Below are 25,745 nucleotides of genomic sequence, written 5' to 3'. Positions count from 1 at the left end.
TTATAAAGCGAAATATGATTTTAAAGAGATTTAGGGCAAGTCTTTTGCCCATGGCACTGGCAATGCTAATGGTTAATTGCACCCTGCCTAAAAAAGTAAAGTTCAAGAATTCCATAGATACAAGGGATAGGCAGATAAACTATCAATCCAAAAAAATATATCATTTTCAAGAATTGGGAGTGTCGGTGAGCAATGAATTCAATGGGGCCCGTCTCAACGGCGCGAACCAATCGAATGATTCAACGATTACCTTACATTTTGCACCCGAGAATACTCCTATTAACAAGAGCCCTTATTATGCTTTTAAAACTTGGTCAGAATCTCCAAGGCAGGTTTATTTTGAGTTGGAATATCCTAAAGGCTTTCGGCATAGGTACAAACCTAAAAAAAGAATAAATGGTAAATGGAGTATTATGGACTCTGTGGATGTCATAAAAACTGATGGGGGAAGGGTTTTGAAATTGATGGTAAATCAAAAACCTCAACTAATTGCGGCCCAAGAAGTCAATAGTTCAGACGATGTTCGACAATGGTATATGCGAAAAATTGTAGCCTCAAATGATTTTGTACACTTGGAAAGTGCTGGACAATCCGAGTTGGGCAGGGATATTCCGGTTTTGGATATTTATAGAGGAAGTCCGGTTGGCAAGCCTATCATAGTTCTATTGACAAGGCAGCATCCACCAGAAGTAACGGGATTCTTCGCTTTTCAAAAATTTTTGGAAACGATTGTGGAAAAGTCCAATATTTCCACCCAGTTTTTAAGCAAGTATAGGGTATTGGCATTCCCTATTCTGAATCCGGATGGAGTGGATTTAGGTCATTGGAGACATAACGCCAATGGAGTGGACCTTAACCGTGACTGGTCTAAATACAATCAACTTGAAGTTGAGAACGCAGTGTCATTTATTAGGGAGAGCAGCAAAAAAGGTGGAGGGGAAATTATTTTGGGATTGGATTTCCATTCAACTTACGAAGATGTTTTCTATACCAACAAAACCCGGAAAGGAACTACTTTGCCTCATTTTATTGAAGATTGGTTCACTAGGTTGGAAATGGACATTAAAGACTATAAAGTCAATGAAAAGGACTCCAATAGCAACAAGCCAGTATCCAAAGGTTGGTTTTTGTACGGGGAAGGTGCAGTAGGAATAACGTATGAAATTGGAGATCACACGCCAAAAGAGCGGATACTTGAAATCGGCGGGGCATCCTCACTGGCCATGATGGAGTTGCTATTGGAGATAGAATAGGCAGAATTGGTGGATGGGACGGATGATGGGAACCACTAAAAACGGCAAATTTAAACCACTAAACATTTTGTTGTAGCAGGTTGTACGTCAGTGCTTTGTTGGTTGTTTTACTATGCTCATTCTTTTCCGGCGAAGGAGGTGTGCCATGCCCGTTTTTTGCACTTCCGGTGCTGTTCACGGTAGGATGTTGGGGATACGAATGCATTGCGCTTAAAGAACTTACTGAACGCATAGGCGGTGTTGAACCCGAGCAAATGGGCAATTTCCTTGATGGGTCTCCGGCCGTGTAACAGTGCCTTGGCCTCTTCCATCAAGAGCTGTTGGATATGGACCTTGGCCGTTAGGCCCGTGTGTTTTTTGATAATCCTCGAAAGGTGATCCGGCGTGACCTGAAGGCGCCTGGCATAAAAACCGACTTGGTGTTGTGAGCGGTAATAACGGTTGAGCAAATCCATAAACTGCAATACCAAAAAATGTCCCGTGGTCTGCATAATAGAGGTCTTAGAGTTTTCTTTGTAGATCAAACCGTACAGCTCCCATAACAGCATATAAATCCCGTACCGAAGGACAATCCCTTGGGCATGGGAGGGAGTGGTTGGATGGATCTTTGACTTTAGGATCTTGAGTAATTTCAACAACCAATGCAGCTCTTTGGTTTTAAGACCTATGGTACGGGGCTGTTCCTCCCAATGCTGAAATAGCCTTATGGGCAATGCCCTGGTGGTATCTCCATATATCTGTTTTGGGTCAAGGCCAACAATGCCCATTTCAATGGGGGAAAGGGATGGTCGGAGGAACCAATTCCTCCCTTGGGGCAGCAAAAGGAGTCGGCCGGGATATAGCTTATGGGCGACTTGCTCGATTACTATTTGGATCCGCCCTTTTTTGACCAGGAACAGCAGGGCGTGCAGCCTGTCAACATGGGTATGTACCGTACCTACTTGCTCGCTCTCCTTGATAAAAAGGATAACCAGCCCCGCTATCTGTCGCTTCCCAGCGCTATCGGACCGTTCCAAAAGAATCAGCGTTCCCCGATATCCATGAGCTTCGAAAACAATGTGCTGAGCGTTGGGAAAAGGTTGCACAGCACACTGATGAACAAGAGCCGGGCCGGTTTTCCGGGATGAACACGTCTGGTAATGCCTTCCGGATTGAAATGATCCACCAGTTGATCGTAACCGAACAGTTCAATGACAATCCAAATGGTCCATAGATTGACGGCCATTAGGGCAATGGGCCAAAGGAGCTGCCATTTTCGTTGTGCACGGTCACGGGGTTCCATCAGTTTTCCAGGCTAAAGGGTTCGGGCTCGGGCACGGGAACGATGGAATCAAAATCGGGATCGGGCATGTGTCGTAAAACGGTCTGTGGGTTCCCAACAGCGTTGGGGATGGACAGCTCCCAGTCCTCATCTTCGATGACCGAGTCATTTTCATGGGCCGTGGGTTGCAGTGGCCGCTGTTGTTTTGAAGGGGAGGCTATTGTATTATCTGATTTAGGATAATCGTCATATACATTATCGGGTGTACACCCCATGGTCATCCATAGAGCGATACTGGTAATACAAACAAGTTTTTTCATTTTGATGAGTTTTTAAGTTACCGATTATTAGATCGGTCCATGCTCACCCGGGCAATCTGAACCTTTTGAAACCGCCGATATTACGGAGGTGTTAAGGGTTGAATTCGATGTAAAACTAGGGGCAAATGGAGCATCCGTCCAAGGGCTTGTTCGGTGATTTCCCGAAAAGGACGGGTGGCTTTCCTGAAATCGTCCTAGCTGCTTTTTGGAAATTATGTAGGTAAAAACCCACAATTTATACTATCTTCGAAGGAAATCGCACTTCCATCATCCACACCAGTGCATCGCCGGTCCGTTCCCCAAAGATGGAGGTACCATGGTTCCCCTTTTTAGTTACATAGCCATGCAACGACCAAAGTTTGGTAGACTGACCCTTTTGATGTTCCTTATGGGCATGGGCATCCTATGTGCCCAGCATCCGTTGGGCAATCCCGATTCCCTCTTGGGACTCGAATATCCGGTCCTATTTGAGCGGATCAAGCAGGCAGGAAAGGATACCATCTGGAAGGAGCGGTATCTTAAGGCCTATCTGGAAAAGGCCGTGAAAGAAAACAATGATGCCCAACGGGTACAAGGCTATAAAAACTATCTGCATCGTTTCACAGGCGGGGCCAGGCTGGCTTATGCGGACAGTATGGTCCTCCGCGCCATTTCTGCCAAGGACACCGCTTTGATCGGGTCGGCCTATCTCACCAGGGGGGTCGTGTTCTACAGCGAAAAAGAGTATAAACGGGCATTGGAAAATTACCTTATGGCCGATGGGTTCCTGGCCCGTACCGATAATGCATACCTCCATCATAAGCTCCAATACAATATCGCTCTGGTCAAATATTACACCGAACATTATGATGAGGCCGTGGCTTTGCTTGATGAAGGTCTGGCGTATTTTAAGGCCCATAGCGTGCCCGGTTATCTCAATTCCCTATTGTTGCTCGGACGTTGTCACCAGCAAATGGAAAATTATGGCCTGAGCCGTAAGGTCAATACCTTGGGCATGGAAGAGGGGCAACGGCTGGGGTATCAAAGCTTGAACAAATATTTCGTCCAGTCCGAGGGAATCAATTATGCCCTGCAGGGAAACTATCCCTTGGCCATCGTGCATCTGGACAGTAGTCTGCATTTGATACGGGACAAAGGAAATGATTTTGCCAATGAGGTGCTGACCGGGTTTTACCTTGGGCGCTGCCTTTGGGAATCGAACCAACGGGAAAGGGCCGTGAGTTATTTTAAACAGGTGGATGCCCATTTTAGGGGGCGGAACTATATCAAGGCGGAACTGCTGGGGGCCTATAGCTACCTGGCCGAATACTACGGTGGCATGGAAAGGCCCGACCTACAGTTGGCCTATCTGGAGCGGCATATCGAGGCCATTGATTTTTTGCGGGAACAGCACCAATATCTGGACGATACGGTCAAGGATGGCTATGACCTGAAAAGTATGCAACGGGAGAAACAGCAGATTGAAGGAATTTTGAAGGTCAGGGAGCGGCAGAAGAACATCGGGATTACAGCGGCGGTAGTGTTGGCGATCTTGTCGCTATGGTTGGCCTGGCGCTACCAGTGTACCCGAAAGCTGTACCAAAAAAGGTTCGAGGCCATACTTGCCGGGGAAAATCCGCCTGTCCGGAAAATGCAAAAAAACCATACCGTTCCTTCCCACCCTTTGGAAATTTCCCAGGAGAAAATCGATGCGGTATTGGCCCGTCTGGAACGTTTTGAAGGCCGTCGTGATTTTCTGGACCGAAAGATGTCCGCGGGCAAATTGGCGGTCCTGGCCGAGGTGAACGGGAAATACCTCTCCCAGATCATTACCCATTACAAGGGAAAGCGCGTGATGGAATATATCAATGACCTAAGGGTGGACCATATCATTGCACAAATGAAACAGGACCGAAAGCTGGCCCATTACAGCAACCGTTCCCTGGCCGAAGAGGCGGGGTTCAACAGTGAACGCACCTTTGTCAAGGCCTTTAAATCCCGGGTGGGCATCACCCCGATGTTCTTTATGGAGCGCCTAAGGGCAAAGCAGGACGCCGGGTAGGAGGGCATATTATCCAGCTATCCATGGGACTAAACCCAAGGGCGGTAAACAAATACCACAACACGAGTCTTTTTTGGGCGTGTCCCTAGGGGGCCGGGCTTTCCGTTGCAAGGCCTGATGGCAAGGATTCAGGGCTTTTCACTGCAATCCCTCACGCGATGGAGGTTGGGAAAATTGTGTTGCCGAACCGCTGCTGCCTTCCAGAGAAGGGATATGCTTCAATGAAAGGATTGGTAACTGGCGATGGTTCACTTGGAATTGATCGACTCCAACACAAAATCCGCTCTTTCCGGAACAGCAACTCTGGGAACCTCAATTAGGTCATATTGGTAGCCCCGATAGGTCTGGATCATTTTGTTGTAGGTGAACACCGATTCGTTCCAGTCCTGAGTCCGCTGGGCATCGGTATGGTAGATATCCTTCCAAGGGGGCAGGATAAAGACCTGGGGATGGTACCTGTGGGTTTCGGCCAAGCTTTTCATTTCCCGGTCGATGGGAAGGCCTTCCAAGGCCGCATAGCCCAAGGCGTCCACAAAGCCACGGTCGAAAAATACGGGCTGATCGGTCCTGACGTCTTGGAGGGTCTTTTCAAATTGGGCTTTGCAACCCTCGAACATCAGCTCCATATACTGCTTCCTGTTTTTCCAGGGCAGGGCCTCCCCGTCGATGGCCTGTTGCGCTTTGATCAGTTCACGGGCCGTTTCGGGCACGACCTTGAAGCCGCGTTGCCGTAGTTCCTCCAAAAGGGTGGTCTTGCCCACGCCAGGGCCGCCGGTAATCACATAAAACGGAAGGTGGTCTTTGCTTCGTTTCAAGGGTAGGGGATTTGGTTTGGTGTTGTCACTGTTATTTCGGGCTGCAATATTACAAACTTTCATGAAATCCAAAACTACTTGAAAGGATCTGAGATAAGGGTTCCATCAATAATTGTCGAAAGGTAAACTCGCATAATATTTCTCGGACAAGGGACGGCATAAAGCCGTTCCTTATGTCACTATTTATTCCGTTGCCTCGCCGCTCCAAAATTTTGTCTTCCGTTTGGTTTTGCGCTCAAATATTGTTTAACCCAAAATCCAAAAATCATGGAAGTACAAACAAAACAAAGAGCGAAACGCAAAGGAAATGTCAAGAAATCATCAAAAGCTAAGCGACCAGCACGGCAGAAAGAACAGAATTCTGTTCCACAGATCCAGATGTTGGAAATCAGTTCGGTATCCCCAGATCTGGGACAGCCCCGGAAAACCTTTGACGAAAACAGTCTTCGACAGTTGGCGCAGAGCATTGCTGAACATGGGGTTTTGCAACCCATTACTGTTCGCAAATCCGATGACGGTTATGTCATTGTTATGGGGGAACGCAGATACCGGGCCAGTAAACTTGCTGGGCAAAAGACCATTCCGGCCATGGTCAGGGCGTATGACGACAAGGAGATCTTGGAAGTCCAGATCATTGAGAACCTACAGCGGAAGGATGTGGAACCCACAGAGGAGGCCGAGGCCATCCAGTTCCTGTTGGACCGTTACGAACCATCTGAGATCGCCAAGCGTTTGGGCCGGTCGGAGAACTATATCCGGCAGCGCATCAAACTGTCGGGCCTGATCGAAGGGTTCAAGGAATTTGTCCGTAATGGGGAGATGACCCTGGGTCTTGGTGTGGCCGTGGCCCTGTTCGAGCCTGATGAGCAACAGCTGATGTTGGAGAGCCTCGAAGGGGATTTTCAGGGACATCGAATCAAGCGGATGATCGACAGTAGGACCTTTGACCTGAACAGGGCCCCATTCGATTTGGCCGACAAGACCTTGGTGCCCAAGGCAGGGGCATGTGATGTCTGTCCCTTCAATGCCGCCAACCAGGGCAACCTGTTCGGGCAGGGGAAAATGGTCTGTACCCAGACTGCCTGCTTTGAGAGCAAAAAGACCAAGACCTTTATGCAGCTCTTGAAGCGGGTAAAGAAAGAAGGGCTGAAACTCGTTCCCGACATCAGCAAATACTGGGTGGACGAGGAACGCAACCAATGGGTCATGGCCCAAATGGAAAATGAGGGCCTGGAGGTACATTTGACCAATGAACTGGAGATTTTAAAGGAACCTGTTGCCCCTACCATGGAAAGCATTAAAGAGGAGCATCGGCACTATGAATACACCGAGGAAGAGTTCACTGAATTCTTGGATGAGGCTTTGGAATCCTTTACAGTGGAAAAGGAGGCATGGGACAATGCCATCGACCATGGCTTTGAAAAGGGTATTCTACTGGAAACGGACACCTATTTGACACAGACCATTTTTGTAAGGGTCAGGGAAGAAGTTGAAGGTTTAGGCTCAGGCGTCAAGCCCTTGGATAAACGAAAGATGTCCGAGTGTACCCCGGAGGAACAGATCATCAAGATCAATGCCCGGGAACTTCGGAAAAAGCAGATCGAGAACAACCACCAGTTCAAGGATGTGGTGGATATGATCCGGGAGACCGATTATATCAATCGTAAGAAACCCTTGTCCACTGACGAAATGGTGGCCCTTTCCATCTCACTGTTCGAGAACAACATCGGGTGGGAAGACCAAAGGGAGCATTTTGGGGATTTCCTTGGGGATGATTCCCAGTTGTCCAGAGAAGAACTGGTTGCACGGTTCCAACAGAACTTCAAGAAAGGGATGCTGTATAAACTGCTCCGGTTCCTATTGACCCGTCAGGTGCACCTCGGGGAGAGCAACCACACCAACGACCTGACCAACCAATCCTTTTACGTGGCGATGGACTCCTTTTACAAGGACAAGATCTTGGCCATTGAGGAAACCTATGCCGAAAGTCGTCAAAAGCGTGAGGCACGGATCAAGGAAAGGGTAGCAGCTTTGGAACAGCAGGCCAAGACCATTGCCGATTAGATGGTAGTATTGGAGGAGTCTGGGAACAGGCTCCTCTTTTTTTTATGGTCACCCATAGGAAATGGAGACCTCCTCATAATCCGCTTTGTCAATGATTCCCGGATAGTTGGAATCCACACTTCTACTATAGAGGTCCTTGGTGACGGGATAGGCTTTCAAATCCCCTTCCCAAAGATCGTCATCGATCAGATCTTGAACGTCCGATTCATTGTTGCCGTTATGTAACCAAGCATCCAAGTTTTCGTCATCCATGATGACGGGTCGCCTTTTCTTTTCATTGTGGATATCGGCGAACATGGGGGTGGCGTCCTTGGTGAGGACGGAAAAGGTCCTTCGCCCATCGGCGGTGTTGGTATAGATACCTGCAAGATATATGGGGTCGCCATTTTTACGTCTGAAATAGAAAGGGACCTTAAAATCCTTGCCCTTGACCTTCACTTTGGTGTTGTGGGGTTCAAAGAAACCGTCCACGGGAATGATGCAGCGTTGGTGCTCCCAACAGTACCGGTACATAAAATGGTCAAAGAGCTTTTCGGATTTGGCATTCAGCCCCCCAAAGGTCTTTGGGTTCTTGAAATACTCCTTGTAATTTTCCTGCTTTTCCTTTGGGGGCATGATGCCCCACATCGCCGGGAGCAAATTATTGGGATCTTCCTGGCCCAAGGACCACATAACGGGATGGCTCCAGCCGTTGGCATGGAAATAAATGAGTTCCAGGTCGGTGTCCAAGTCACCGTACATGGCCTTTACGGAAAGGAGTTTTTCCAGCTCCTTCCGTTCCCGGGTCTGTCTGGTCGAGTAGCACATCTTGAGGTTGAATTATGCCGAATTAAGATAGTCAAAATTGTTAAAGTTTTGAAATGGCTTATTGCTTTCCGTACATTTGGATATTTTCCAAATAATAGGAATAAATCCAATATTTATATGAAGCCCACCATTCTCCATCTCGATCTGGATACCTTCTTCGTCTCCTGTGAGCGGCTGTTGGACAGCCGTCTGATGAAGCGGCCCCTCTTGGTCGGAGGGTTGGGGGACCGTGGGGTCGTGGCGGCCTGCAGCTATGAGACCCGACGCTTTGGAGTGCATTCGGGGATGTCCATGAAGGTGGCGCGAAGACTGTGCCCGGAGGCCACGGTGATCAAGGGCAATGCAGGGACCTATATGAAGTTCTCCAATAATGTAACGGAGATCATCAAGGAAAGTGTGCCGGTCTTTGAAAAGGCCAGTGTGGATGAGTTCTATGCCGACCTCTCCGGGATGGACCGCTTCTTTGGCTGCTACAAGTACGCCTCGGAAATCCGACAACGGATCTTAAGGGAAACGGGCTTGCCCATTTCCTTTGGATTGTCCCAGAACAAGGTGGTCTCCAAAGTGGCCACCGGGGAGGCCAAGCCCAACAACCAGATGAAAATCGACCTTGGACTGGAAAAGGAATTCTTGGCCCCCTTGCACATCCGTAAACTGCCCTCGGTGGGGGAAAAGACCTATGGGCTGTTGTCCAATATGGGGGTGACCACCATCCGGACGGTACAGGAACTGCCCTTGGAACTATTGGAGAGTGCCTTTGGCCGACATGGACGGACCATCTGGATGCGGGCCCAGGGGCTGGATAATTCCCCCTTGGTCCCTTTCCATGAACGGAAGTCCATTTCCACGGAACGGACTTATGGAAAGGATACCACCGATATGGTCAAACTACAGACCACCTTGTTCGCCATGGCGGAAAACCTGGCCTACCAACTCCGAAGGGCCAACAAGATGACGGGCTGTGTGAGCGTGAAAATCCGGTACAGTGATTTCAAGACCTATACGAAACAGAAACGGATTCCCTATACTTCTGCGGACCATGTGTTGGTGCCCTTGGTGAAGGAACTCTTTACCTCGCTCTATGACCGAAGGATGCTCATCCGACTCGTCGGGGTCAACTACAGCCATATCGTGGGAGGGCATTATCAGATCGACCTGTTCGCGGATGATGAAAAACTGCTCAACCTCTACCAGGCCATGGACAGGGTGCGGAACCGCTTTGGGGAGTCCAGTTTGATGCGGGCCTCGGCATTGGGGGCCCATAGCATTGGTAGGGGCGGGAACCCCTTTGACGGACAACCGCCCATTTTATTGGCCCATAGACAGCAATAACATGTACCTGAACTGCCATACCTACTATTCCCTGAACTATGGGGTGCTCTCCGAAACGGAGCTTTTGGAGTTGGCCCGTTCCCATGGGGTGGAAACCTTGGCCCTGACCGACATCAACAACAGCTCGGCCGGGATGAACTTTGTACGTCTGGCCAAGGAACAGGGGATACGTCCTATCCTCGGTATCGATTTTCGAAACGGGAACGTACAGGAGTTTGTGGGACTGGCCCAAAACAATGAGGGGTTCCGGGAAATCAATGCCTTTCTTTCTGAACATTTACATCAAGGTACTCCCATTCCCTCCGTGGCACCTGCCTTTGACCATGTCCATGTCATCTACCCCTTCGAGAAGATACAGGAAGAGGAACGGACGGATTTCAAGGCCTATGAATACATAGGGGTGTCCGTGGAAGAGCTACGGAAATTACGCTTCTCCCTTTATCGCGAATACAAGGACAGATTGGTGCTGTTGCAGCCCGTGAGCTTTCGCAGCAAAAAGGATTTCAATACCCATCGGTTGCTTAGGGCCATAGGCTTGAACACGCTGTTGAGCAAACTCCCCCAGTCCGAAGAGGCCAGACCTACCGATACCCTTCGGCCCATGGAGGAACTGAAAAGGGCTTTGGCCGATGTTCCGCATATCTGGGAGAATACACAGCGGTTGATGGATTCCTGTTCCATTGCCTTTGGGTTTGGAAGTGAGCGGGTTTCCCAGAACCAGTCCCGTTATCTGGATTCCAAAGAGGATGATGTAAGGCGGTTGCGGGAACTGGCCCTGGATGGGCTGCCCCGACGCTATGCCCATCCCACGGAAAAGGTCAGGGAGCGTATGTTCCGGGAACTCAAGACCATTCAGGAACTGGATTTCGTGTCCTATTTTTTGATCAACCATGACATCGTCTCTTATGCCAAGTCCAAAGGCTATCCCTATGTGGGCAGGGGGAGCGGAGCCAATAGTCTGGTGGCCTACCTGATCGGGATCACCGATGTGGACCCCATTGAACTGGACCTGTATTTCGAACGTTTCATCAATCCCTTTCGGGCCTCGCCCCCGGATTTTGACATTGACTTTTCCACATGGGACCGGGACGATGTCACGGCCTATATCTTTAAACGATTCGAACATGTGGCGCTTTTGGGCACCTATAACACCTTTAAGTACCGGGCCGCCGTTCGGGAATTGGGCAAGGTGTTCGGTCTGCCCACCGAGGAAATCGATAAGCTCAGTGCGGGTCGGTACAAACAGGGAAGCTTGGACGAACTGGCCCGATTGGTACTCAAGTATGCCACCTATATCCATGGGATGCCCAATTACATCAGTGTGCATTCCTCGGGAATCCTGATCCTGGACCGTTCCGAACATTGTTATTCAGCTACGACCTTGCCGCCGAAGGGGTTCCCGACGGTGCAGTTTGATATGATCATTGCCGAGGATGTGGGGCTGTTCAAATTCGATATTCTGGGGCAACGGGGATTGGCGAAGATCAAAGAGGCGGTGGAGCTCATCAAGGACAACCAGCCCGATGCCGAGCTTTGGGACATCAAAAGTGTGGAGATGATGAAACGGGATGCCAACATCAACCGACTGTTGAGCCAGGGGAGGGCCATAGGAGCCTACTATGTGGAATCCCCGGCCATGCGAGGGCTCATGAAGAAACTGCGGACCCATGATTATCTGGGATTGGTAGCGGCCAGTTCCGTAATCCGTCCAGGGGTATCCTCCTCCGGGATGAAGGACGAATACATCCGCAGGGAACGGGAACCGCAGCGCCGTAAAGAGGCCAGTCCCGCTTTACTGGAAATCATGCCGGAGACCCATGGGATCATGGTCTATCAAGAGGATGTACTGAAAGTGGCCCACCTCTTTGCGGGACTGGACCTTGGTGAGGCCGATGTGCTGAGACGGGGGATGAGCGGAAAGTTCCGTTCCCGGGAGGAATTCCAGGAAGTAAAGTTGAAGTTTTTTGATAACTGCAAACAAAGGGGACATGATACCGCCCTGACCCAGATGGTCTGGGAACAGATCGAGAGTTTCGCGGGCTATGCCTTTGCCAAGGGACATTCTGCTTCCTATGCCGTGGAAAGCTACCAGAGCCTGTATTTGAAATGCTATTTCCCCTTGGAGTTTATGGTGGCCGTGCTCAACAATGGGGGAGGGTTTTACGATACGGAACTCTATGTCCATGAGGCCAAGATGTGGGGCGGGGTCATCCATCCGCCCTGTATCAACCGCAGTGACCATGTCAATGCCATCTATGGCAAGCACATCTATCTGGGACTGGGTCAGCTTCGGAGTCTGGAACGCTTGGTCATCCAACGCATTTTGAACGAAAGGCAGCTCCATGGCAAGTTCAGGGACTTTGATGATTTTATAGACCGGGTCCCGATTGCCATCGAACAGTTGACTATCTTGGTGCGTATCGATGCCTTTCGGGGCTTTGGGGTGCCCAAGAAGCAAGTGCTTTGGCAAGCCGTGTTCAAGACCAAGGCCCATCGAAAGGATACGGTCCAGAAACTGCTATTTAAACCCAACCACAGGCATTTTACATTACCGCAACTTCCATCCCATCCCATTGAGGATGCCTATGACCAATTGGAACTCTTGGGCTTTCCACTATGTGGATATTATGAACTCATGGATACAAAAATAAAGAGTCGGTTGACCGCCGGTGATTTTGGGGCCCATGTCAAACAAAAGGTCTGGATCTATGGCTCCATGGTACATACCCGTTTGAACACTACATCCAAGGGGGACACCATGCGCTTTACCACCATGCTGGATCTGAAAGGACACTTTTTTGATTGTGTGCATTTTCCCCAAACGATGGCATCCACGCCCATTCATGGAAAAGGTATTTACCTGTGCCATGGTACGGTGACAGAAGAGTTCGGTCATTATAGCCTGGAAGTGGTCACGACCATCAAACAGCCCTTGAAACCTGACCCGAGGCAGATAGACGTGGGTGTAGTGCAGCTTAGGTGATATGCGTTTCTTTTTCATTGGTCATGGAATACTTTGATTGTTGCCCTCAGTTATTGCTATAGGGGTCTTATTTCATGTACACCTTTTATGCTCCAACCAATCCTTTGCACAAGGTAAACGTCGCAGCCTGTTATCGGACAAGGGACGGCATAAACCCATTCCGCTGCCCTATCCTGCCATACGACAGGCCAATTTATTCCGTTTCCTTGCCGCTCCACAGCCTGCCTTCCGTTTGGGTCGTCCTGCAAATATTGTTTAACCTTAAATCATTAAATTATGTATTTAAACAGATTACAACAGGACGAGGTCTTTGTGCCGGTACAGCTCAGACCTTTGGAAGCATTGACGGGAATGCCCAACAGAAAAGGGATGGAACGGGCCATTGTGAGCAATGGCAAGATCGTGAACGTGGTCTCCAAACGCTATGGGCATATCCCCAATGAACTGTTTTTCGGGAAAGCCGAGGAACGGGTCATCAAAACGGGACTGGCCTACCGCCGGCAGACCATCAACCGATCCGATCGGAGTTTCAGTATGGATTTTATCCTTACCGACAGTTCCCAGTTTTCCGTGGGACACCGGGAGGATACCATCCTGCCCATGCTGCGTTTTACCAATTCCTACGATGGGAGCGAACGCACATCGGGACATTTTGGTTGCTATCGCAAGGTGTGCTCCAATGGCCTGCATGTGGCCCAAACGGAAATTGGTTTTTCCATCAAGCACCACAAGCGTTGCGTGAACCTGATCATGCCCGAGCTGGAAGGATTGTTCCGTAAATTTATGGACAATGAGTTCTATACCATCTCCGATAGGTTCCATCAATTGATGACCGTGGAGCTATTGGATACCAAGGCCTTTGTAAAAGAGGTGCTGGATCGGACCAAACTCTTCCGTTATGAGTGCAGTGATACCAATGACGATCCCTCCAAAAGGGCCCGTGAGGTCATCGAGGTCTTAGATCGTGAAGCCATACTATTGGGTACGACTCCCAACCTCTGGTTGGGCTACAATGCCTTCAACTCCGTATTGCACGGTAGCCTCAGACGGAGCTTTTCACGACAGCAACGTTTGGACAAACAACTGTTTGAAACCGTTTGTGAGATGGTCTAAAGGCCATAAAGGGCCGCTCCGGTGCCCATAAACCGGAGATTTTTGAAGGGTTGTCTGTTTTATGAAGTGCTTTGGCCTTGGTGGTGGAAGGTATCGATTATGGGGGCAGTGTATTATGTTGCTTGGGAAGGGACGCTTTTTATAAAGGGGAGTCCCAGACCCTGATATAAAGGAGTGGAATTATCCATCTGCTTTATTCAAACCTTATACATTTTGAAATGCAGGTATTATTCCAAGAAGGAGTCCTTTTTATAGGAGTGCACAGGTACATAGGTCTGGATGATATAGGGGGTAATCTTTCGCAAGGTTTCGTCATTGGTCGGATGCAACCCCGGAGCCGTAAAATATTCAATTTCCCCCTCCTTGTTCTTATGGTACCATAGTAGGGGTTTATCATCCTCCGAAAAGAATTGTGTTGCCATGTTGACTTCCACTTTTTTAAAATGCTTCAGCTTTGTTATATCCATGGGCTCCACCTTGGTTCCAAACGAAGAGTAGGGTTTGGAAGTACAGGGCACTTTTACATATATGGAGTCGGCCCATGCCATACATTGATTTTCACCCTTTTCAACTGAGGGATTTGTATTGTTCCCATATAGTATCCCTATCACGATTGCCAAAACCAAGGAAACGACCACGATGATGGGTATGGTCCATTTTGTGGAAGGGACCGTTTTTCTTTTTTTTATATAATCGGCATAATTATCATAACCTAGATATTTACAGCATAAATCCACACTCTCCGCTTGTGGGGCACCGTACTTCTTTTTTTTATTGATGTACCTGTCATAGGCCCTCTCCAAGGTTTTTGAACTTAGTTCACTATGGTCGCTAATGTGACTGGACAAAGCAAATCTAGAGTGGGAGGCATGCTCTGTCTTGGCTTTTTCAAAAACCTTTCGAACAATCTCTGCTATATATTTTTCATCCATTGGACTAAAAGTACAAATTTTAAAAAGGCAAAACATATTACTAAACCCTTCCGAAGCACTGATTTTATTGATGTCTAAAAAATGTCCAATACAAGTCCATAAGCTGTCTGCAATGCAATTGAACACTTCAATTTACTTTGTCGCAGAAAATGGATTCCGCGATGTGTTGCTAACATGGCTTTTCTAGAAAATTCATTTTTATGGGATGCTGTAATGCGGCCTGTAAGGTCCATTGGAAAGTAACCTAAAGGGTCGCTTACAGTTTCCACTTTCCAAAAATAGCAAAGGAGTACTCCAAAACTCACGGGTGGCTGAAAAGCAAAAACGCTCCGGAAGATTCCGGACGGCCACCTCTTTGTTCAATTTAAAAATTTCATAAAAATGAAAAAAGTGTTTTTGGCCTTGATGGCCGTTGTTTTGAATATGTTCCTTTTCTCTTGTTCCACTACGGATACGGCTGAGATAGCGAGCGAATATGATATGGTCGCCACCGAAGGGGATGACCAAGATCCGACCCCGCCGCCACCTCCGCCACCGCCACCGCCAGGAGGAGGGGACCAGTAAGAATAATTTGATTAATTTGAGCCATGCCTGGAAATCGGGCATGGCTTTTTTATTGTAAACAAACCTGTAATCATTGAAACCATTTTTATTCCTTATCATATTGTCCATTTTTATGTCCTGTGGTCCATCGAATAAAAAGAAAGCGATGGCTTCCCCGACGGAATATGACAGTATACATACATATTATGATCGTTCTTTTGACCAAAAAATTTCATTGGAAGAAAAGGAGAGAAGTATAGACAGGGCCCTTTTCTTGGCCAGAGATCTGGAAGCGGATTCCATCTTGGGCAAGTTGATGTACAAAAAAAGTTCCTTGCTCTTTCAAGCTGGGGACTACGATAGCTTGGTGGCCCACCATGATAGTTTCCTCACATTGCAATCCCAAGTCGATGGGCCGAAGCAAAAGGCGTCCCAATATTATCTAATGGGATATTATTATGATCAGGTCCGGTCTGATTATAGCAAGGCATTTGAAAATTACAGTGCTGCCAAAAGCCAATTCGAATTGGCGAAGGATAGCAGCTGGACAGGGAAGTGTTTGTTGCTTATGGGGGTGATACAGAAGAACCAAAATGATTTTTTTGGAAGCAAGGAAACCATGACCGAGGCCCTACAATTTTTAAGGGAATCTCGTGACCGTAATGAAATGGTACAATGTTATGGGCTCTTGGCCACCAACCATAGGAAGTTATTGAACTTCGAGGATGCCATATTCTATTATACCAAGGCCATTAAAAATAGTGGATCAATAGAGCACAGGATTGCGTTTGAGAACAATCTTGCCGCCACCTATATTGATGATGGAAGATATGAAGAGGCCATAGTGCTTTTAGAAAGGATTATGGGAAATACAGCCTTGGATTCCACTCCTGTGGTTTATGCAAGGATATTGGACAATCTGTCCTATGCCCAATGGCTTTTGGAAAAAAGGGATGTTGACGCTTCTTTCCAAAAGGCCCTCCAAATAAGAAAGGAGAAAAAGGATTGGCGTGGGCAATTGGCAAGCTTTACCCATCTAGGTGAGTTTCATATGGAAGATAGGTCCGGTAGGGCCAAGGCCTACTTTGATACCGTTATCCAAGTGGCACAAAAAATCAAAGTACCAAGGGCAGAGATTGATGCATTGAAATTTCTCATACAGATAAACCCTGAAAATATCAAGCTCCGGGACCGCTACATTTTGTTGCAAGATAGCCTTGATGAACAAGAATTAAAGGTCAAGACCCAATTCGCCAAATACAAATACGACGACAAGCTGAAGCAAGAATCCATCCTGCGATTGGAAAAAGAAAAAGCGGAACAAGCCTTGTTGGCCGCCGAGGAACGCAGTAAGAAAACCATGTCCTACTTGGGTTCCATAGTCCTGTTGTTGGGCCTGAGCTTTGCCATTTATTTTTTTGGTCAACGTACCAAACGTTTAAAAGAGCGAAACAAACTCGCCAAGTTGGAGGCTACCCTGGAAACGGAAGCTGATATGTCCCGACGGCTCCATGATGATTTTGGGGCGGGCCTCAACCAGACCATGCTGATGGTACAGGGGGATATGGATCGGTCAAAGATCTTGGATCGCTTGGACGGGCTCTATAACCAAAGCAGGAATTTTTCCAGGGAAGTCAATGAAGTGAGCACGGGAGGCCGATTTAAGGCCGAGTTTTTGGAGATGCTTCGTTTTCGGACCCCAAGTGAGGCGAACCTTTTTGTTACCGGTGTCAAGGATATTGATTGGGGGGAAATGCCCCCATTGTCGCAAAAAGTCCTTTTCAAGGCCATACAGGAACTGATGATCAATATGGGCAAACATAGTAAGGCAAATATGGTCACCATTGTATTCAAACATACCGGAAAAATCATGGTGGTGAAGTATTCCGATAACGGTGTAGGGGCATCCAAGGAAGAACTAAATGCCAAAAATGGACTTCGGAATACAGAAAAGCGTATTCAGGCCATTGGAGGAACCGTTATTTTTGATTCCGGTAAGGGTGAGGGCTTTACGGCCCATATCACGATTCCGTTTTAAAAAAAACTACTATGTTCAAAAAAGTATTGATTGCCGAGGATTTTCAGGATACCAATCAGGGGATTTCTGAAATGTTGCGGGATACCTTGCATATTCCCGTGCTACAGGATGAACTATATTGCGATAAGGCATACAACCGTTTAAAATATGCCGCAACCAAAAAAGAACCTTTTGAATTATTGATCACCGATCTGTTTTTTAAAGGTGATCATGTTCAGCGGAAGCTTACTTCGGGACTTCAACTGATAGCGGCCGCTAGGGCCATTCAGCCCAACTTAAAGGTCATCGTGAACTCCATGGAGGACAACCCGGTCACGGTCAATGCACTTTTCAAGGAGGAAAAGGTCAATGGTTATGTATGCAAGGGACGTCACGGGCTTACCGAATTGGTAAATGCTGTTCAGGAAGTCTATCATAACCGTACCTATGTCTCCCCTGGCATCGATTTGAATGTTTCCAACAATGTGTTTGAACTCGAAGAGTTTGACCTGATGATACTTCAAAGCTTGGCGGAAGGGCTTACCAAAAAGGAGATTTCGGAAAAGTTCAAAAAGGAGGATATCACCCCCAATAGCGAAAGTACCATAGACAAAAGGGTCAGTAAAATGTTCGATGAATTCGGGGCCAAGAACACCAATCATTTGATCGCCAAAATGATCCGGGAGGAAAAAATCTGATTTATAGTTTGTTGGTAAGCCTTTGAATTTCCCTTGCAGATATCTGTAAGGTTACTTTTTCATAAGGCTGTAATATTGAAGCAATCAAACCAATACCGATGAAGTCCTCACTTAATTTTTACACAACCATAGTATCTCAACATATATCTACGACAACTTCAAGCATCAGCAAGGTGGGCCTAAAATTCAAGATATTTGTTTTGATTACGGTTTTTCTATGTCTTTTGATACCAAAACAGACACACGCCCAAAATGATGGTGCAGCGATTGCAGGTGCCGTGGGAGCATTGGCATTGGTTGGAGCAGGGGTAGCGGCGGTCGAACAAATGAAGGAAAGAGCAGAGCTCACCGCAACACAATGGGTATTGTCCAACCATCCAGAAATTTCCAGCTTTTCTTTAAAAACAGTTGACTTTGATGGCAAAAAAGTAAAGGACATGTCACCTGCATCCGTTATAACTTTCAAGATTCAAGAATTTGAACCGGAGGACAATCCTGCTTTGAACGGTAAAAAATATGTGCTTCTCGGGTTCACCAGTCATGGATGGATCAATGAATATGGCATTGATTTTAACAAGGTCAAGTGGTTTATGATCAACAGATCGGAATGGACAAAAATGATGGTGGCCTACGTAAAGGTTGCCTCTGGAGTAACCGCCGACGTGGAAAGTGATATTATAAATGGAAAGATTGTCAATAGAGGCGTCAGGATTAAAGGAAAGAGTATGATTCCATTTTATAAAATGGAAGGAGATATGTATGTCGTAACGGATTATTCCAACGAAATGAAATTTGTTTATAATGAAAGGTCCTTAGGTATTTTCTTGAAAGATACCCGTGACCTTGTACAAATAAAAAGAGGTAGCCTAATAGAACTCCATGATTTCTTTTATGAGGAGAATTGATATACTATTACACACTGACCATTGCAATGGTAATGTAGGTTAGTTCAGCCTACTGTATATGAATTGCACAACTTGACATTCCCTTACAGATTTCTGTAAGGGAATGATGTTTTATAGGGCTAGGTTTGATTATAAAATCAGTAATGGTCGATATGGCAGTAAAACACATACCTACAGGAGAAGTTCATAAAGGGTATAAAGTAAGCATTACGGGATGTGGATTTGATATGCGTGCAAATCCCGATCATTGGGAAGATACCACTGAGTCAATTACCTGTGAAAAAAATGGATGTACAAACTAAACGTTTGAAGCATGGGGTACTTTTTGATCTCATATGACCTGGGGGCCGCGAATAATGACCATCGGCCCTTGATCGAAGAAATTCAAAAAATTGGAAATACTTGGCAATGCATGGATTCGTTGTGGGTTGTGAAATCCAATGAAACTTCTGGTTTACTGAAGGAGCGGCTTACCAAACATCTAAGAGGAGATGATAAACTCCTTGTCGTCGGAATAAAACGTCATGGAGCCTCATATAACCTTAATAAGGATTGTAGCGATTTGTTATCAAAAAAAATATAGGAACATGGAACTTCAGAACCAACTCAAGGTATTAGCGGAAAAAGTAATCAAGCTCAAAGAGCAAATCGATACCGAGGAATCTACCAAACATGCCTTTGTGTTGCCATTCATCAATTTATTGGGATATGACACCTTCAACCCTACCGAGGTAGTACCTGAATTTACCGCAGACCTTGGATTGAAAAAGGGGGAAAAGGTGGATTATGCGATTTTTCAGCATGGTGAACCCATAATCATCATCGAATGTAAGAACTGGAAAGAAAAGTTGAACGCCCACAACTCTCAATTGTTCCGGTATTTTCATACTACAAAAACTCGTTTTGCCCTGTTGACCAACGGTATAGAATATCAATTTTTCACCGATTTGGAATCGGCCAATAAAATGGACGAAAAACCATTTTTAGAGTTCGATATCACCCAGTTAAAGGAGAATGTGGTCAATGAGATTGCCAAGTTCCACAAAACGAACTTTAACGTGGATGAGATAGTGGACAACGCGAGCTCCCTTAAATATACCAAGGAAATCAAAAAACTCATTGGCGAAGAACTGCAAGCGCCAAGCTATGATTTTGTCAGGCTCTTCGCATCAAGGATCTATACTGGCCGGCTTACTGAAAAGGTAATGGGGGAATTCACCGATTTGGTAAGCAAGGCCTTTATCCAGACCATTAGCGAAAAGGTGAACGATCGCTTGAATTCAGCGCTAAACAAGGAGGCCGAAAAACAACAGGAAGAGGACAAGGAGCCAGAAAAGGTGAGTAAAGTCGACACCACGGAGGAGGAACTGGAAGGGTATCGAATCGTAGTGGCCATTTTGCGCAGGAAACTCTCGGTCGATCGTATTGTACATCGGGATACCCAATCCTATTTTGGTATCTTGCTGGATGATAATAACCGAAAGCCACTATGCCGCTTGCATCTCAATGGGGGCAATAAATATCTGGGAACCTTTGATGAGCAGAAGGAGGAAACCCGACATTTGATTGAAACGGTGGACGATATTTACCATTTCGAAGACCTATTGTTGAAAACAGTGGATCATTATGAGGATGACTAAAATTTTGTCGCTACTATTACTTTTTTGGGTAATTACTGGTTTCAATCTTGTTTCAAATGTTGAGACCAAAGTCTTTATCTGTAAAGGCAAGAGCAGTAAACGGTATCATTATGACAAACATTGCAGGGGGTTGTCCAATTGCTCGACCAAGACTTTTCAAGTTAGCTTGTCAGAGGCCAAGGATTTGGGCAGGACCTTGTGTGGCTGGGAAGATTAGTGTGCTTTCCAGTTGATCCGGAATTTTAAAAGTACCGGTAGATGATCGGATAATTTACGGGCCCGTTTTAACTCTTCGCAAAACCTCACAAAATCAATAACTTTTCCTTCCGTCTTGTAAATATCCTGGGAATAAAAAATATTGTCGATAGGGTAGTTGAGGTAATCATTGCTATCACATTGTCGTTTTAAAGTGGTCTTTGCATTGGATACGGCTGCCTTATAACCATTATCTTTTAAGTAATCAAAAACAGGCATTTTTTCTTCAACATTAAAATCGCCAGCAATGATCATAGGAGTTTCTAGAGAATCAATGACAAAATTGGAAATTGCGATGATTTCACTTTCCGGGTCTTTGTTATAGGGCCTGGAATGAAAATTGACCAAAGTGAATTTTTTTCCTTCTACATATAAATCCAATAAAAATGGCTCTCGGTCTACCAACGAATCTAGTTCTGAGATAAGCCAACCTCGATTTTTTATTTTTATGTTTTTGGTCTTCCAAACAATGGCATAACGCTCGGTAACATATTTCGGGCTGTTGGTAGGGTCACTGATGACATAGTCCCATTTGGCCCCTTTTCTGTTAAGAAGGTCGGTTAATTTGGCAACCGCCTGTGCTCCACCATAACCCGCTACAACTTCTTGGATGGCAAGAATGTCAACATCCCTAACGATTTCAGCGATTTCATTTAGTTCTCCCGTGTTTTTGGTCCGCCCAAAATCTTGGATGTTCCAGGAAACCAAACTGATCTCATCGCTTTGGGAAAATGCAAGGAAATGGAAGAAAATAAGTACTACTAACACCAGTCTTCGTATCATGGGGTTGTTTGGTTCAGTGGTTTAAAATTAAGAAAAAGGGAATCGGGTGATTACAGAATATCGTAAACCAACATGCATATGGTTATTTACTTTAAAGGTTTCTGCGTGATATAACCAAGCGTATTCCTCATTGCATAAAAGTTGTTACAATTGCAATTGGAGCATTATGATAAAAGAGTAATCTAATTTTTGATATTTATCAAATATTCCCCTATACACTTCACCTCATCATCATCAAACAAAGGCTCCAAATGGTTGATATACCCATTCAACTCCTTAAGTGTTTTGATGGTAACATACTTGAACTTTACCCGGGGTCTGTGGTGAACCATCACCACAATATTCCTTATGGTCAATGCTCGTTGCCCCCAATGGTGCCGTTTGAGTACACCGCTTAATGATGTTTTACTGCCATTCAGCAGGACATAAAGGGCAAAATTGGCCCGTTGTATCTGTTTTACAGGGGAGCGCAGGTCATTTTGTTCCATGGACTTCTTGCTCCAGTTCTTGGTCTCAATAATGAATATGCCGGCTTTAGTAACCAAGAGATGGTCGATCTGGATACTAAATATGCGGTCATTTTCCCGCTTGTTGTATAAGGGGCTATCAAAGGCAAGGGAAAAGTCATGGATAAGCACATATGATCCAGGCAATTTTTCGAGTTCCTTGGCCACCTTTTGTTCCCCAATGGCCCCGGCAATGATGGGGTATAAGTCAGTGGTCACCGCCTTGGCATGCTCAAGTTCCAAGAACTTGGATTCACAGCGTTCCGAAATGAAGTTTTGACGGTTCGCTTTGTATTCATCGACCTTTTTGAGGATGGAGTCCAGGCGTTTTTGGTAAGGATTGGTCTTATGCCTTATAACATGCTTAACGCTTTTTTCGAGGATGAACGTATAACCTAAAAGAATTTGCTGTTGGTACCAATTAAGGAGTTCCCTTACGGCATTCTTGGCTGGCTTGGAAAGCCCTTTGGATTTTGATTTTAAGTGGGAAATTCTGGTATTGAGGTTGGCTTCCACCTTTGTTTTTATTGCTTCATAATCCTTTTGGAGATTGAGAGCCTTTATCTCCAGTGTTTCCAGTTCCAGATCAAATTGACGCTCGGTGTTGAAAAGGGTTTCCTCCTTTTCAAAGGCGTAGTTTTTAAGGAAGTTATTGATATCGCTCACAGAATTGAATCGGGTAATCCCTTCTTGGTCGAGGGTTGCCCTGATCCGTTTAAGGGATTCTATTTGCCCGTGGACGTTTATCATGGTTAGTGAATTACTAACGTTTTGATGCAAAACATATTATGAAGTGGTAACACTTAAGCATGGTGCTTGATTAACCTTATTTCTTTAGCTTTTCCAATCGATAGATGGCATTTTGATTTTGAGGATTCAACTCTAGGGACTTTTTAAAACTTTCAATGGCATTTTCTTGGTCTCCCATAAATAGATACCCCTCCGCCATACTATCATAAAGATTGGCAGAATTGGGATAAAGCTTGGTCCCGAATAAAAATACCTGTATGCCTTGCTTGGATGTATTTGGATTGAAAACAAGCTGTAGGCCGAGGGTGTTCAAATGGCCTTCCGGAATTTCAAACGATGGATGCCTTTTTACAATGGAGTCGTAAAGTTGTATCAAGTTTTCGTAGTTCCGGGTTGAGGCAAGATCGTTAAAACCCTGAAATGTGTACTTCTTGTTTTCAGGTTGTTTGATTTGTAGCGTTACAAGGCCATCTGCAAATCCATTGTCATGCGAATTGTTTTCTATGAATTTTAATGCGTTTATATCCTCGTGTATAGTCCCTTCCAAAAAATGCAAAGTGTACATCGCGACCCATTTGTAGGATTCCATGATTTTTTGATCGCTCTTGTCCTGTCTTTTATCCCTATTGGCAAAGAGAACGCCCAAAGTACTGAAGTGACTGTGGGTCAGGTTGTGGAACTTTAACCGATAGGCTTTGCTCTTTGTTATGCTATCATACAATTGGAATTCCGTGTTCAGAGCAGCATTGATCTTGTCCTCTTTCAGGACGATCTCAGGGATGTCTTTCTGTGCCATGTGAATGTAGGGTACATCCAAATTGTGGGCATTGAAGAACGGAGATTTGGTCAGTAGTCCATACTGGTATCTTTCCGTGCCGTCCAAACTGACAATTGCCTTTATCTTATCATTGCGATTTTGCACGATGATATTGGACAGGCCGCCAAAGCTAAAGCCCATGATGGCAATCTTGCCATAATCCACCATAGGGTATTTCCCCGCTTCTTTGATCAAAAACTCCACATCCCTGGCCTGGGTTTCCATTTCCTTTGCATTGTTATTACTGAACCAACGGGTTTCTGTGCCCCGACTTGGACTGGAAACGACCACAAAGCCGTGACTGGCCAAATATTCGCAAAGCGCAAAGTTCTCTATGGATGAGGCTTGGAAACTGGGAGCATAGATGATTACAGGAAATTTTCCTTTCGAATATCCCACATTGGCATATGCTGTGGTTTGTTCTGCAAGGTGATTTTGGTTTGCAGCCGTATTGGGATAATAGAACCAGTTCAGTATTTGCTCGTTGGGCAAATGCTCCCATTCCTCTTCTTCCTTTAGGATTTCAAGGTAATCCAAGACCAGTAATGGTTTGGCACCAGATACATTTTGTTCCGATGGATACCACAGATTTATCGGAATGGGCCTGGCGACCTTTTTGTTGGTGTAGTCAAAAACCCTGCTATAGGTTCTTGTGCTGTCAGCAGCGATATAGTGGTGAAAGCCTACATGGTATTTTCCGTTTTCAAGGTCAATTTCTTGGAGTGAGGTCTGCGCGGTTAACAGGGTGGCATGGAAAAGGATAAATATTTGGAAGAGGCTTATTCGCATCGTAAAGAAGATTCACTGATTAAATTCGGAAGTGCTGTTCGCTTCACTGCTTTTAACTTAAATATCAAGCTTGTAATTATGGTGATTGAACCCACAACAGAAAAAATGCTGGGTGAATGATTTATCACTAAATATAGATATGCTCTGTCCATATTTATGAATTTTAGACGCTTACTCCAAAGAGATAACCCACACATGCAGAAAGTCCCATGGCGATTGAGCCCCAAATGGTAATCCTGACCATTCCTTTCAATATATTTGAACCACCAGTTTTTGCGGCCGTTGCTCCCAAAATGATCAAGAAAATAGTTGTAAATCCATATAGCCAATATTCCATACCTTTTATTGGTGCAAAAAGAACAACTAAAAGAGGTAAAATACCTCCAACAGTAAATGCAGCACCTGACGCCAACGCTGCTTGAATTGGATTGGCCTTACTGATTTCATTGATTCCCAATTCATCCCGTATGTGCGTTCCCAGGGCATCGGCAGCTGTTAGTTCTTGGGCAACTTGCATGGCCGTTTCACTTTTCAGTCCTCTTTTTTCATAAATCTGGGCCAATATGTTCAACTCTTCCTCTGGCATTTCAACCAGTTCTTTTTTTTCTCTTTCAATATCTGCCTTTTCAATGTCGGTCTGTGAGCTTACAGACACATATTCTCCTGCTGCCATGGATGCCGCTCCTGCCACAAGTCCGGCCACCGTTGCTAAAATAACAGGTTCATTGGTCGAACTAGCGGTTGCAACGCCGATTGCGAGACTGGAAATGGAAATTATGCCATCATTGGCCCCCAAAACGGCCGCCCTTAACCAATTGCTTCTGTGGATGTAATGACTATCAAGGTAATTGTCGAGTGTTAAATTTTTCATTTCTTGCCTTTTTTTGGTTGCCATTGGGCCTAAGTTTAACTGAACTTTTTGTGAACCATCAAATAAACGTCCTAGTCTTGTTTTTGACCTATGATGCGAGGTGTGATGTCATTGATTTTGATTAAGTATTGGGGGGGTAATCCAGCGACAATGTAAGAAATTTATAGAGAACTTATTAAGAGTCAAATAGGGATTTAATAAAAGAAGTGCTAGTACATATTATAAACAAGTTGGAATTCTTGAAAAGCGG

Annotated in this window: 22 protein-coding genes; 12 read left to right on the top strand and 10 right to left on the bottom strand. The window is 45.8% G+C overall.

Annotated features, from left to right (window positions below; translation table 11 throughout):
• Nucleotides 1-14: 14 nt before the first annotated feature.
• Entirely contained in the window at nt 15-1,253 is a 1,239-nt protein-coding gene (locus J4E06_RS01880) for a M14 family metallopeptidase (protein ID WP_349522352.1), read from the top strand.
• 116 nt (nt 1,254-1,369) lie between these two features.
• On the opposite strand, the gene J4E06_RS01875 is transcribed toward J4E06_RS01880, so the two are convergent.
• The 3 genes from J4E06_RS01875 to J4E06_RS01865 are packed head-to-tail and all read right to left on the bottom strand — an operon-like array spanning nt 1,370 to nt 2,834.
• Nucleotides 1,370-2,338: a helix-turn-helix domain-containing protein gene (locus tag J4E06_RS01875; protein WP_349522351.1), complete on the bottom strand. Its 969-nt coding sequence runs from the start codon at nt 2,336-2,338 to the stop codon at nt 1,370-1,372.
• Nucleotides 2,275-2,535 carry a hypothetical protein gene (locus J4E06_RS01870; protein ID WP_349522350.1) on the bottom strand — a complete coding sequence of 87 codons (261 nt, stop codon included), beginning with the start codon at nt 2,533-2,535 and terminating at the stop codon, nt 2,275-2,277. Before J4E06_RS01870 ends, J4E06_RS01875 begins: the two co-directional genes overlap by 64 nt.
• Entirely contained in the window at nt 2,535-2,834 is a 300-nt protein-coding gene (locus tag J4E06_RS01865) for a hypothetical protein (protein ID WP_349522349.1), read from the bottom strand. Before J4E06_RS01865 ends, J4E06_RS01870 begins: the two co-directional genes overlap by 1 nt.
• A 316-nt stretch (nt 2,835-3,150) precedes the next feature.
• Here J4E06_RS01865 and J4E06_RS01860 point away from each other — a divergent pair, with 316 nt between their 5' ends.
• Complete coding sequence (locus J4E06_RS01860) at nt 3,151-4,875, top strand: helix-turn-helix domain-containing protein (protein WP_349522348.1); 1,725 nt, start codon at nt 3,151-3,153, stop codon at nt 4,873-4,875.
• Between the two features lie 248 nt (nt 4,876-5,123).
• Here J4E06_RS01860 and J4E06_RS01855 read toward each other — a convergent pair whose 3' ends face one another.
• Nucleotides 5,124-5,690: an AAA family ATPase gene (locus tag J4E06_RS01855; protein WP_349522347.1), complete on the bottom strand. Its 567-nt coding sequence runs from the start codon at nt 5,688-5,690 to the stop codon at nt 5,124-5,126.
• A 267-nt stretch (nt 5,691-5,957) separates the two neighbouring features.
• Here J4E06_RS01855 and J4E06_RS01850 point away from each other — a divergent pair, with 267 nt between their 5' ends.
• On the top strand, nt 5,958-7,754 hold the full coding sequence (locus tag J4E06_RS01850; protein ID WP_349522346.1) for a ParB/RepB/Spo0J family partition protein: 1,797 nt from the start codon (nt 5,958-5,960) through the stop codon (nt 7,752-7,754).
• A 48-nt stretch (nt 7,755-7,802) separates the two neighbouring features.
• Here the strand turns inward: J4E06_RS01850 and J4E06_RS01845 are convergent, their stop codons facing one another.
• Nucleotides 7,803-8,561, bottom strand: coding sequence for an SOS response-associated peptidase (locus tag J4E06_RS01845; protein WP_349522345.1), 759 nt, complete (start codon nt 8,559-8,561; stop codon nt 7,803-7,805).
• Between the two features lie 117 nt (nt 8,562-8,678).
• Between J4E06_RS01845 and dinB the strand changes: the two genes are divergently transcribed.
• The 3 genes from dinB (at nt 8,679) to J4E06_RS01830 (ending at nt 13,989) form a co-directional block, all read left to right on the top strand.
• Nucleotides 8,679-9,893 (top strand): DNA polymerase IV, encoded by a 1,215-nt coding sequence (gene dinB / locus J4E06_RS01840; protein WP_349522344.1) that lies wholly within the window; start codon nt 8,679-8,681, stop codon nt 9,891-9,893.
• Nucleotide 9,894: 1 nt separating this feature from the next.
• The gene (locus tag J4E06_RS01835) at nt 9,895-12,876 is read left to right on the top strand and encodes a DNA polymerase III subunit alpha (protein ID WP_349522343.1); all 2,982 of its coding nucleotides are present in this window, start codon (nt 9,895-9,897) and stop codon (nt 12,874-12,876) included.
• A 276-nt stretch (nt 12,877-13,152) separates the two neighbouring features.
• The gene (locus tag J4E06_RS01830) at nt 13,153-13,989 is read left to right on the top strand and encodes a DUF932 domain-containing protein (RefSeq protein WP_349522342.1); all 837 of its coding nucleotides are present in this window, start codon (nt 13,153-13,155) and stop codon (nt 13,987-13,989) included.
• Nucleotides 13,990-14,216: 227 nt separating this feature from the next.
• On the opposite strand, the gene J4E06_RS01825 is transcribed toward J4E06_RS01830, so the two are convergent.
• On the bottom strand, nt 14,217-14,921 hold the full coding sequence (locus tag J4E06_RS01825; protein WP_349522341.1) for a hypothetical protein: 705 nt from the start codon (nt 14,919-14,921) through the stop codon (nt 14,217-14,219).
• 381 nt (nt 14,922-15,302) lie between these two features.
• Here J4E06_RS01825 and J4E06_RS01820 point away from each other — a divergent pair, with 381 nt between their 5' ends.
• The 6 genes from J4E06_RS01820 to J4E06_RS01795 all read left to right on the top strand — a co-directional run bounded on the left by J4E06_RS01820 (nt 15,303) and on the right by J4E06_RS01795 (nt 20,724).
• Nucleotides 15,303-15,485 (top strand): hypothetical protein, encoded by a 183-nt coding sequence (locus J4E06_RS01820; protein WP_166247305.1) that lies wholly within the window; start codon nt 15,303-15,305, stop codon nt 15,483-15,485.
• Nucleotides 15,486-15,558: 73 nt separating this feature from the next.
• Nucleotides 15,559-17,502 carry a tetratricopeptide repeat-containing sensor histidine kinase gene (locus tag J4E06_RS01815; RefSeq protein ID WP_349522340.1) on the top strand — a complete coding sequence of 648 codons (1,944 nt, stop codon included), beginning with the start codon at nt 15,559-15,561 and terminating at the stop codon, nt 17,500-17,502.
• An 11-nt stretch (nt 17,503-17,513) separates the two neighbouring features.
• Nucleotides 17,514-18,179, top strand: a complete 666-nt coding sequence (locus J4E06_RS01810) for a DNA-binding response regulator (RefSeq protein ID WP_349522339.1) — start codon at nt 17,514-17,516, stop codon at nt 18,177-18,179.
• Nucleotides 18,180-18,277: 98 nt separating this feature from the next.
• A complete protein-coding gene (locus J4E06_RS01805) occupies nt 18,278-19,084 on the top strand; it encodes a hypothetical protein (RefSeq protein ID WP_349522338.1) in 807 nt (268 codons plus the stop codon).
• 152 nt (nt 19,085-19,236) lie between these two features.
• Nucleotides 19,237-19,386, top strand: a complete 150-nt coding sequence (locus tag J4E06_RS01800; protein WP_349522337.1) for a hypothetical protein — start codon at nt 19,237-19,239, stop codon at nt 19,384-19,386.
• A gap of 285 nt (nt 19,387-19,671) precedes the next feature.
• Complete coding sequence (locus J4E06_RS01795; RefSeq protein ID WP_349522336.1) at nt 19,672-20,724, top strand: type I restriction endonuclease; 1,053 nt, start codon at nt 19,672-19,674, stop codon at nt 20,722-20,724.
• Nucleotides 20,725-20,937: 213 nt separating this feature from the next.
• Here the strand turns inward: J4E06_RS01795 and J4E06_RS01790 are convergent, their stop codons facing one another.
• From J4E06_RS01790 to J4E06_RS01775, 4 genes are all read right to left on the bottom strand, one after another.
• Nucleotides 20,938-21,762 (bottom strand): endonuclease/exonuclease/phosphatase family protein, encoded by an 825-nt coding sequence (locus tag J4E06_RS01790; protein ID WP_349522335.1) that lies wholly within the window; start codon nt 21,760-21,762, stop codon nt 20,938-20,940.
• A 182-nt stretch (nt 21,763-21,944) separates the two neighbouring features.
• Nucleotides 21,945-23,018: a nuclease-related domain-containing protein gene (locus J4E06_RS01785; protein ID WP_349522334.1), complete on the bottom strand. Its 1,074-nt coding sequence runs from the start codon at nt 23,016-23,018 to the stop codon at nt 21,945-21,947.
• Nucleotides 23,019-23,094: 76 nt separating this feature from the next.
• Nucleotides 23,095-24,624, bottom strand: a complete 1,530-nt coding sequence (locus J4E06_RS01780) for a poly(ethylene terephthalate) hydrolase family protein (protein ID WP_349522333.1) — start codon at nt 24,622-24,624, stop codon at nt 23,095-23,097.
• A gap of 163 nt (nt 24,625-24,787) precedes the next feature.
• Nucleotides 24,788-25,495, bottom strand: coding sequence for a VIT1/CCC1 transporter family protein (locus tag J4E06_RS01775; protein WP_349522332.1), 708 nt, complete (start codon nt 25,493-25,495; stop codon nt 24,788-24,790).
• Nucleotides 25,496-25,745 lie beyond the last annotated feature (250 nt).

This window comes from Allomuricauda sp. NFXS6, assembly GCF_040148835.1.
Lineage (GTDB): Bacteria > Bacteroidota > Bacteroidia > Flavobacteriales > Flavobacteriaceae > Flagellimonas.
The sequence above is the reverse complement of the archived record's forward strand: the minus strand, read 5'-3'. Positions and strand labels throughout refer to the sequence as shown.

Coding starts and splice junctions, on each gene's coding strand:
- J4E06_RS01800 (WP_349522337.1), top strand. CDS start 19,237: ATGGCAGTAAAACACATACCTACAGGAGAAGTTCATAAAGGGTATAAA.
- J4E06_RS01775 (WP_349522332.1), bottom strand. CDS start 25,495: ATGAAAAATTTAACACTCGACAATTACCTTGATAGTCATTACATCCAC.
- dinB (WP_349522344.1), top strand. CDS start 8,679: ATGAAGCCCACCATTCTCCATCTCGATCTGGATACCTTCTTCGTCTCC.
- J4E06_RS01825 (WP_349522341.1), bottom strand. CDS start 14,921: ATGGATGAAAAATATATAGCAGAGATTGTTCGAAAGGTTTTTGAAAAA.
- J4E06_RS01870 (WP_349522350.1), bottom strand. CDS start 2,535: ATGGAACCCCGTGACCGTGCACAACGAAAATGGCAGCTCCTTTGGCCC.
- J4E06_RS01820 (WP_166247305.1), top strand. CDS start 15,303: ATGAAAAAAGTGTTTTTGGCCTTGATGGCCGTTGTTTTGAATATGTTC.
- J4E06_RS01795 (WP_349522336.1), top strand. CDS start 19,672: ATGGAACTTCAGAACCAACTCAAGGTATTAGCGGAAAAAGTAATCAAG.
- J4E06_RS01860 (WP_349522348.1), top strand. CDS start 3,151: ATGGTTCCCCTTTTTAGTTACATAGCCATGCAACGACCAAAGTTTGGT.
- J4E06_RS01780 (WP_349522333.1), bottom strand. CDS start 24,624: ATGCGAATAAGCCTCTTCCAAATATTTATCCTTTTCCATGCCACCCTG.
- J4E06_RS01850 (WP_349522346.1), top strand. CDS start 5,958: ATGGAAGTACAAACAAAACAAAGAGCGAAACGCAAAGGAAATGTCAAG.
- J4E06_RS01830 (WP_349522342.1), top strand. CDS start 13,153: ATGTATTTAAACAGATTACAACAGGACGAGGTCTTTGTGCCGGTACAG.
- J4E06_RS01790 (WP_349522335.1), bottom strand. CDS start 21,762: ATGATACGAAGACTGGTGTTAGTAGTACTTATTTTCTTCCATTTCCTT.
- J4E06_RS01810 (WP_349522339.1), top strand. CDS start 17,514: ATGTTCAAAAAAGTATTGATTGCCGAGGATTTTCAGGATACCAATCAG.
- J4E06_RS01880 (WP_349522352.1), top strand. CDS start 15: ATGATTTTAAAGAGATTTAGGGCAAGTCTTTTGCCCATGGCACTGGCA.
- J4E06_RS01785 (WP_349522334.1), bottom strand. CDS start 23,018: ATGATAAACGTCCACGGGCAAATAGAATCCCTTAAACGGATCAGGGCA.
- J4E06_RS01865 (WP_349522349.1), bottom strand. CDS start 2,834: ATGAAAAAACTTGTTTGTATTACCAGTATCGCTCTATGGATGACCATG.
- J4E06_RS01845 (WP_349522345.1), bottom strand. CDS start 8,561: ATGTGCTACTCGACCAGACAGACCCGGGAACGGAAGGAGCTGGAAAAA.
- J4E06_RS01805 (WP_349522338.1), top strand. CDS start 18,278: ATGAAGTCCTCACTTAATTTTTACACAACCATAGTATCTCAACATATA.
- J4E06_RS01835 (WP_349522343.1), top strand. CDS start 9,895: ATGTACCTGAACTGCCATACCTACTATTCCCTGAACTATGGGGTGCTC.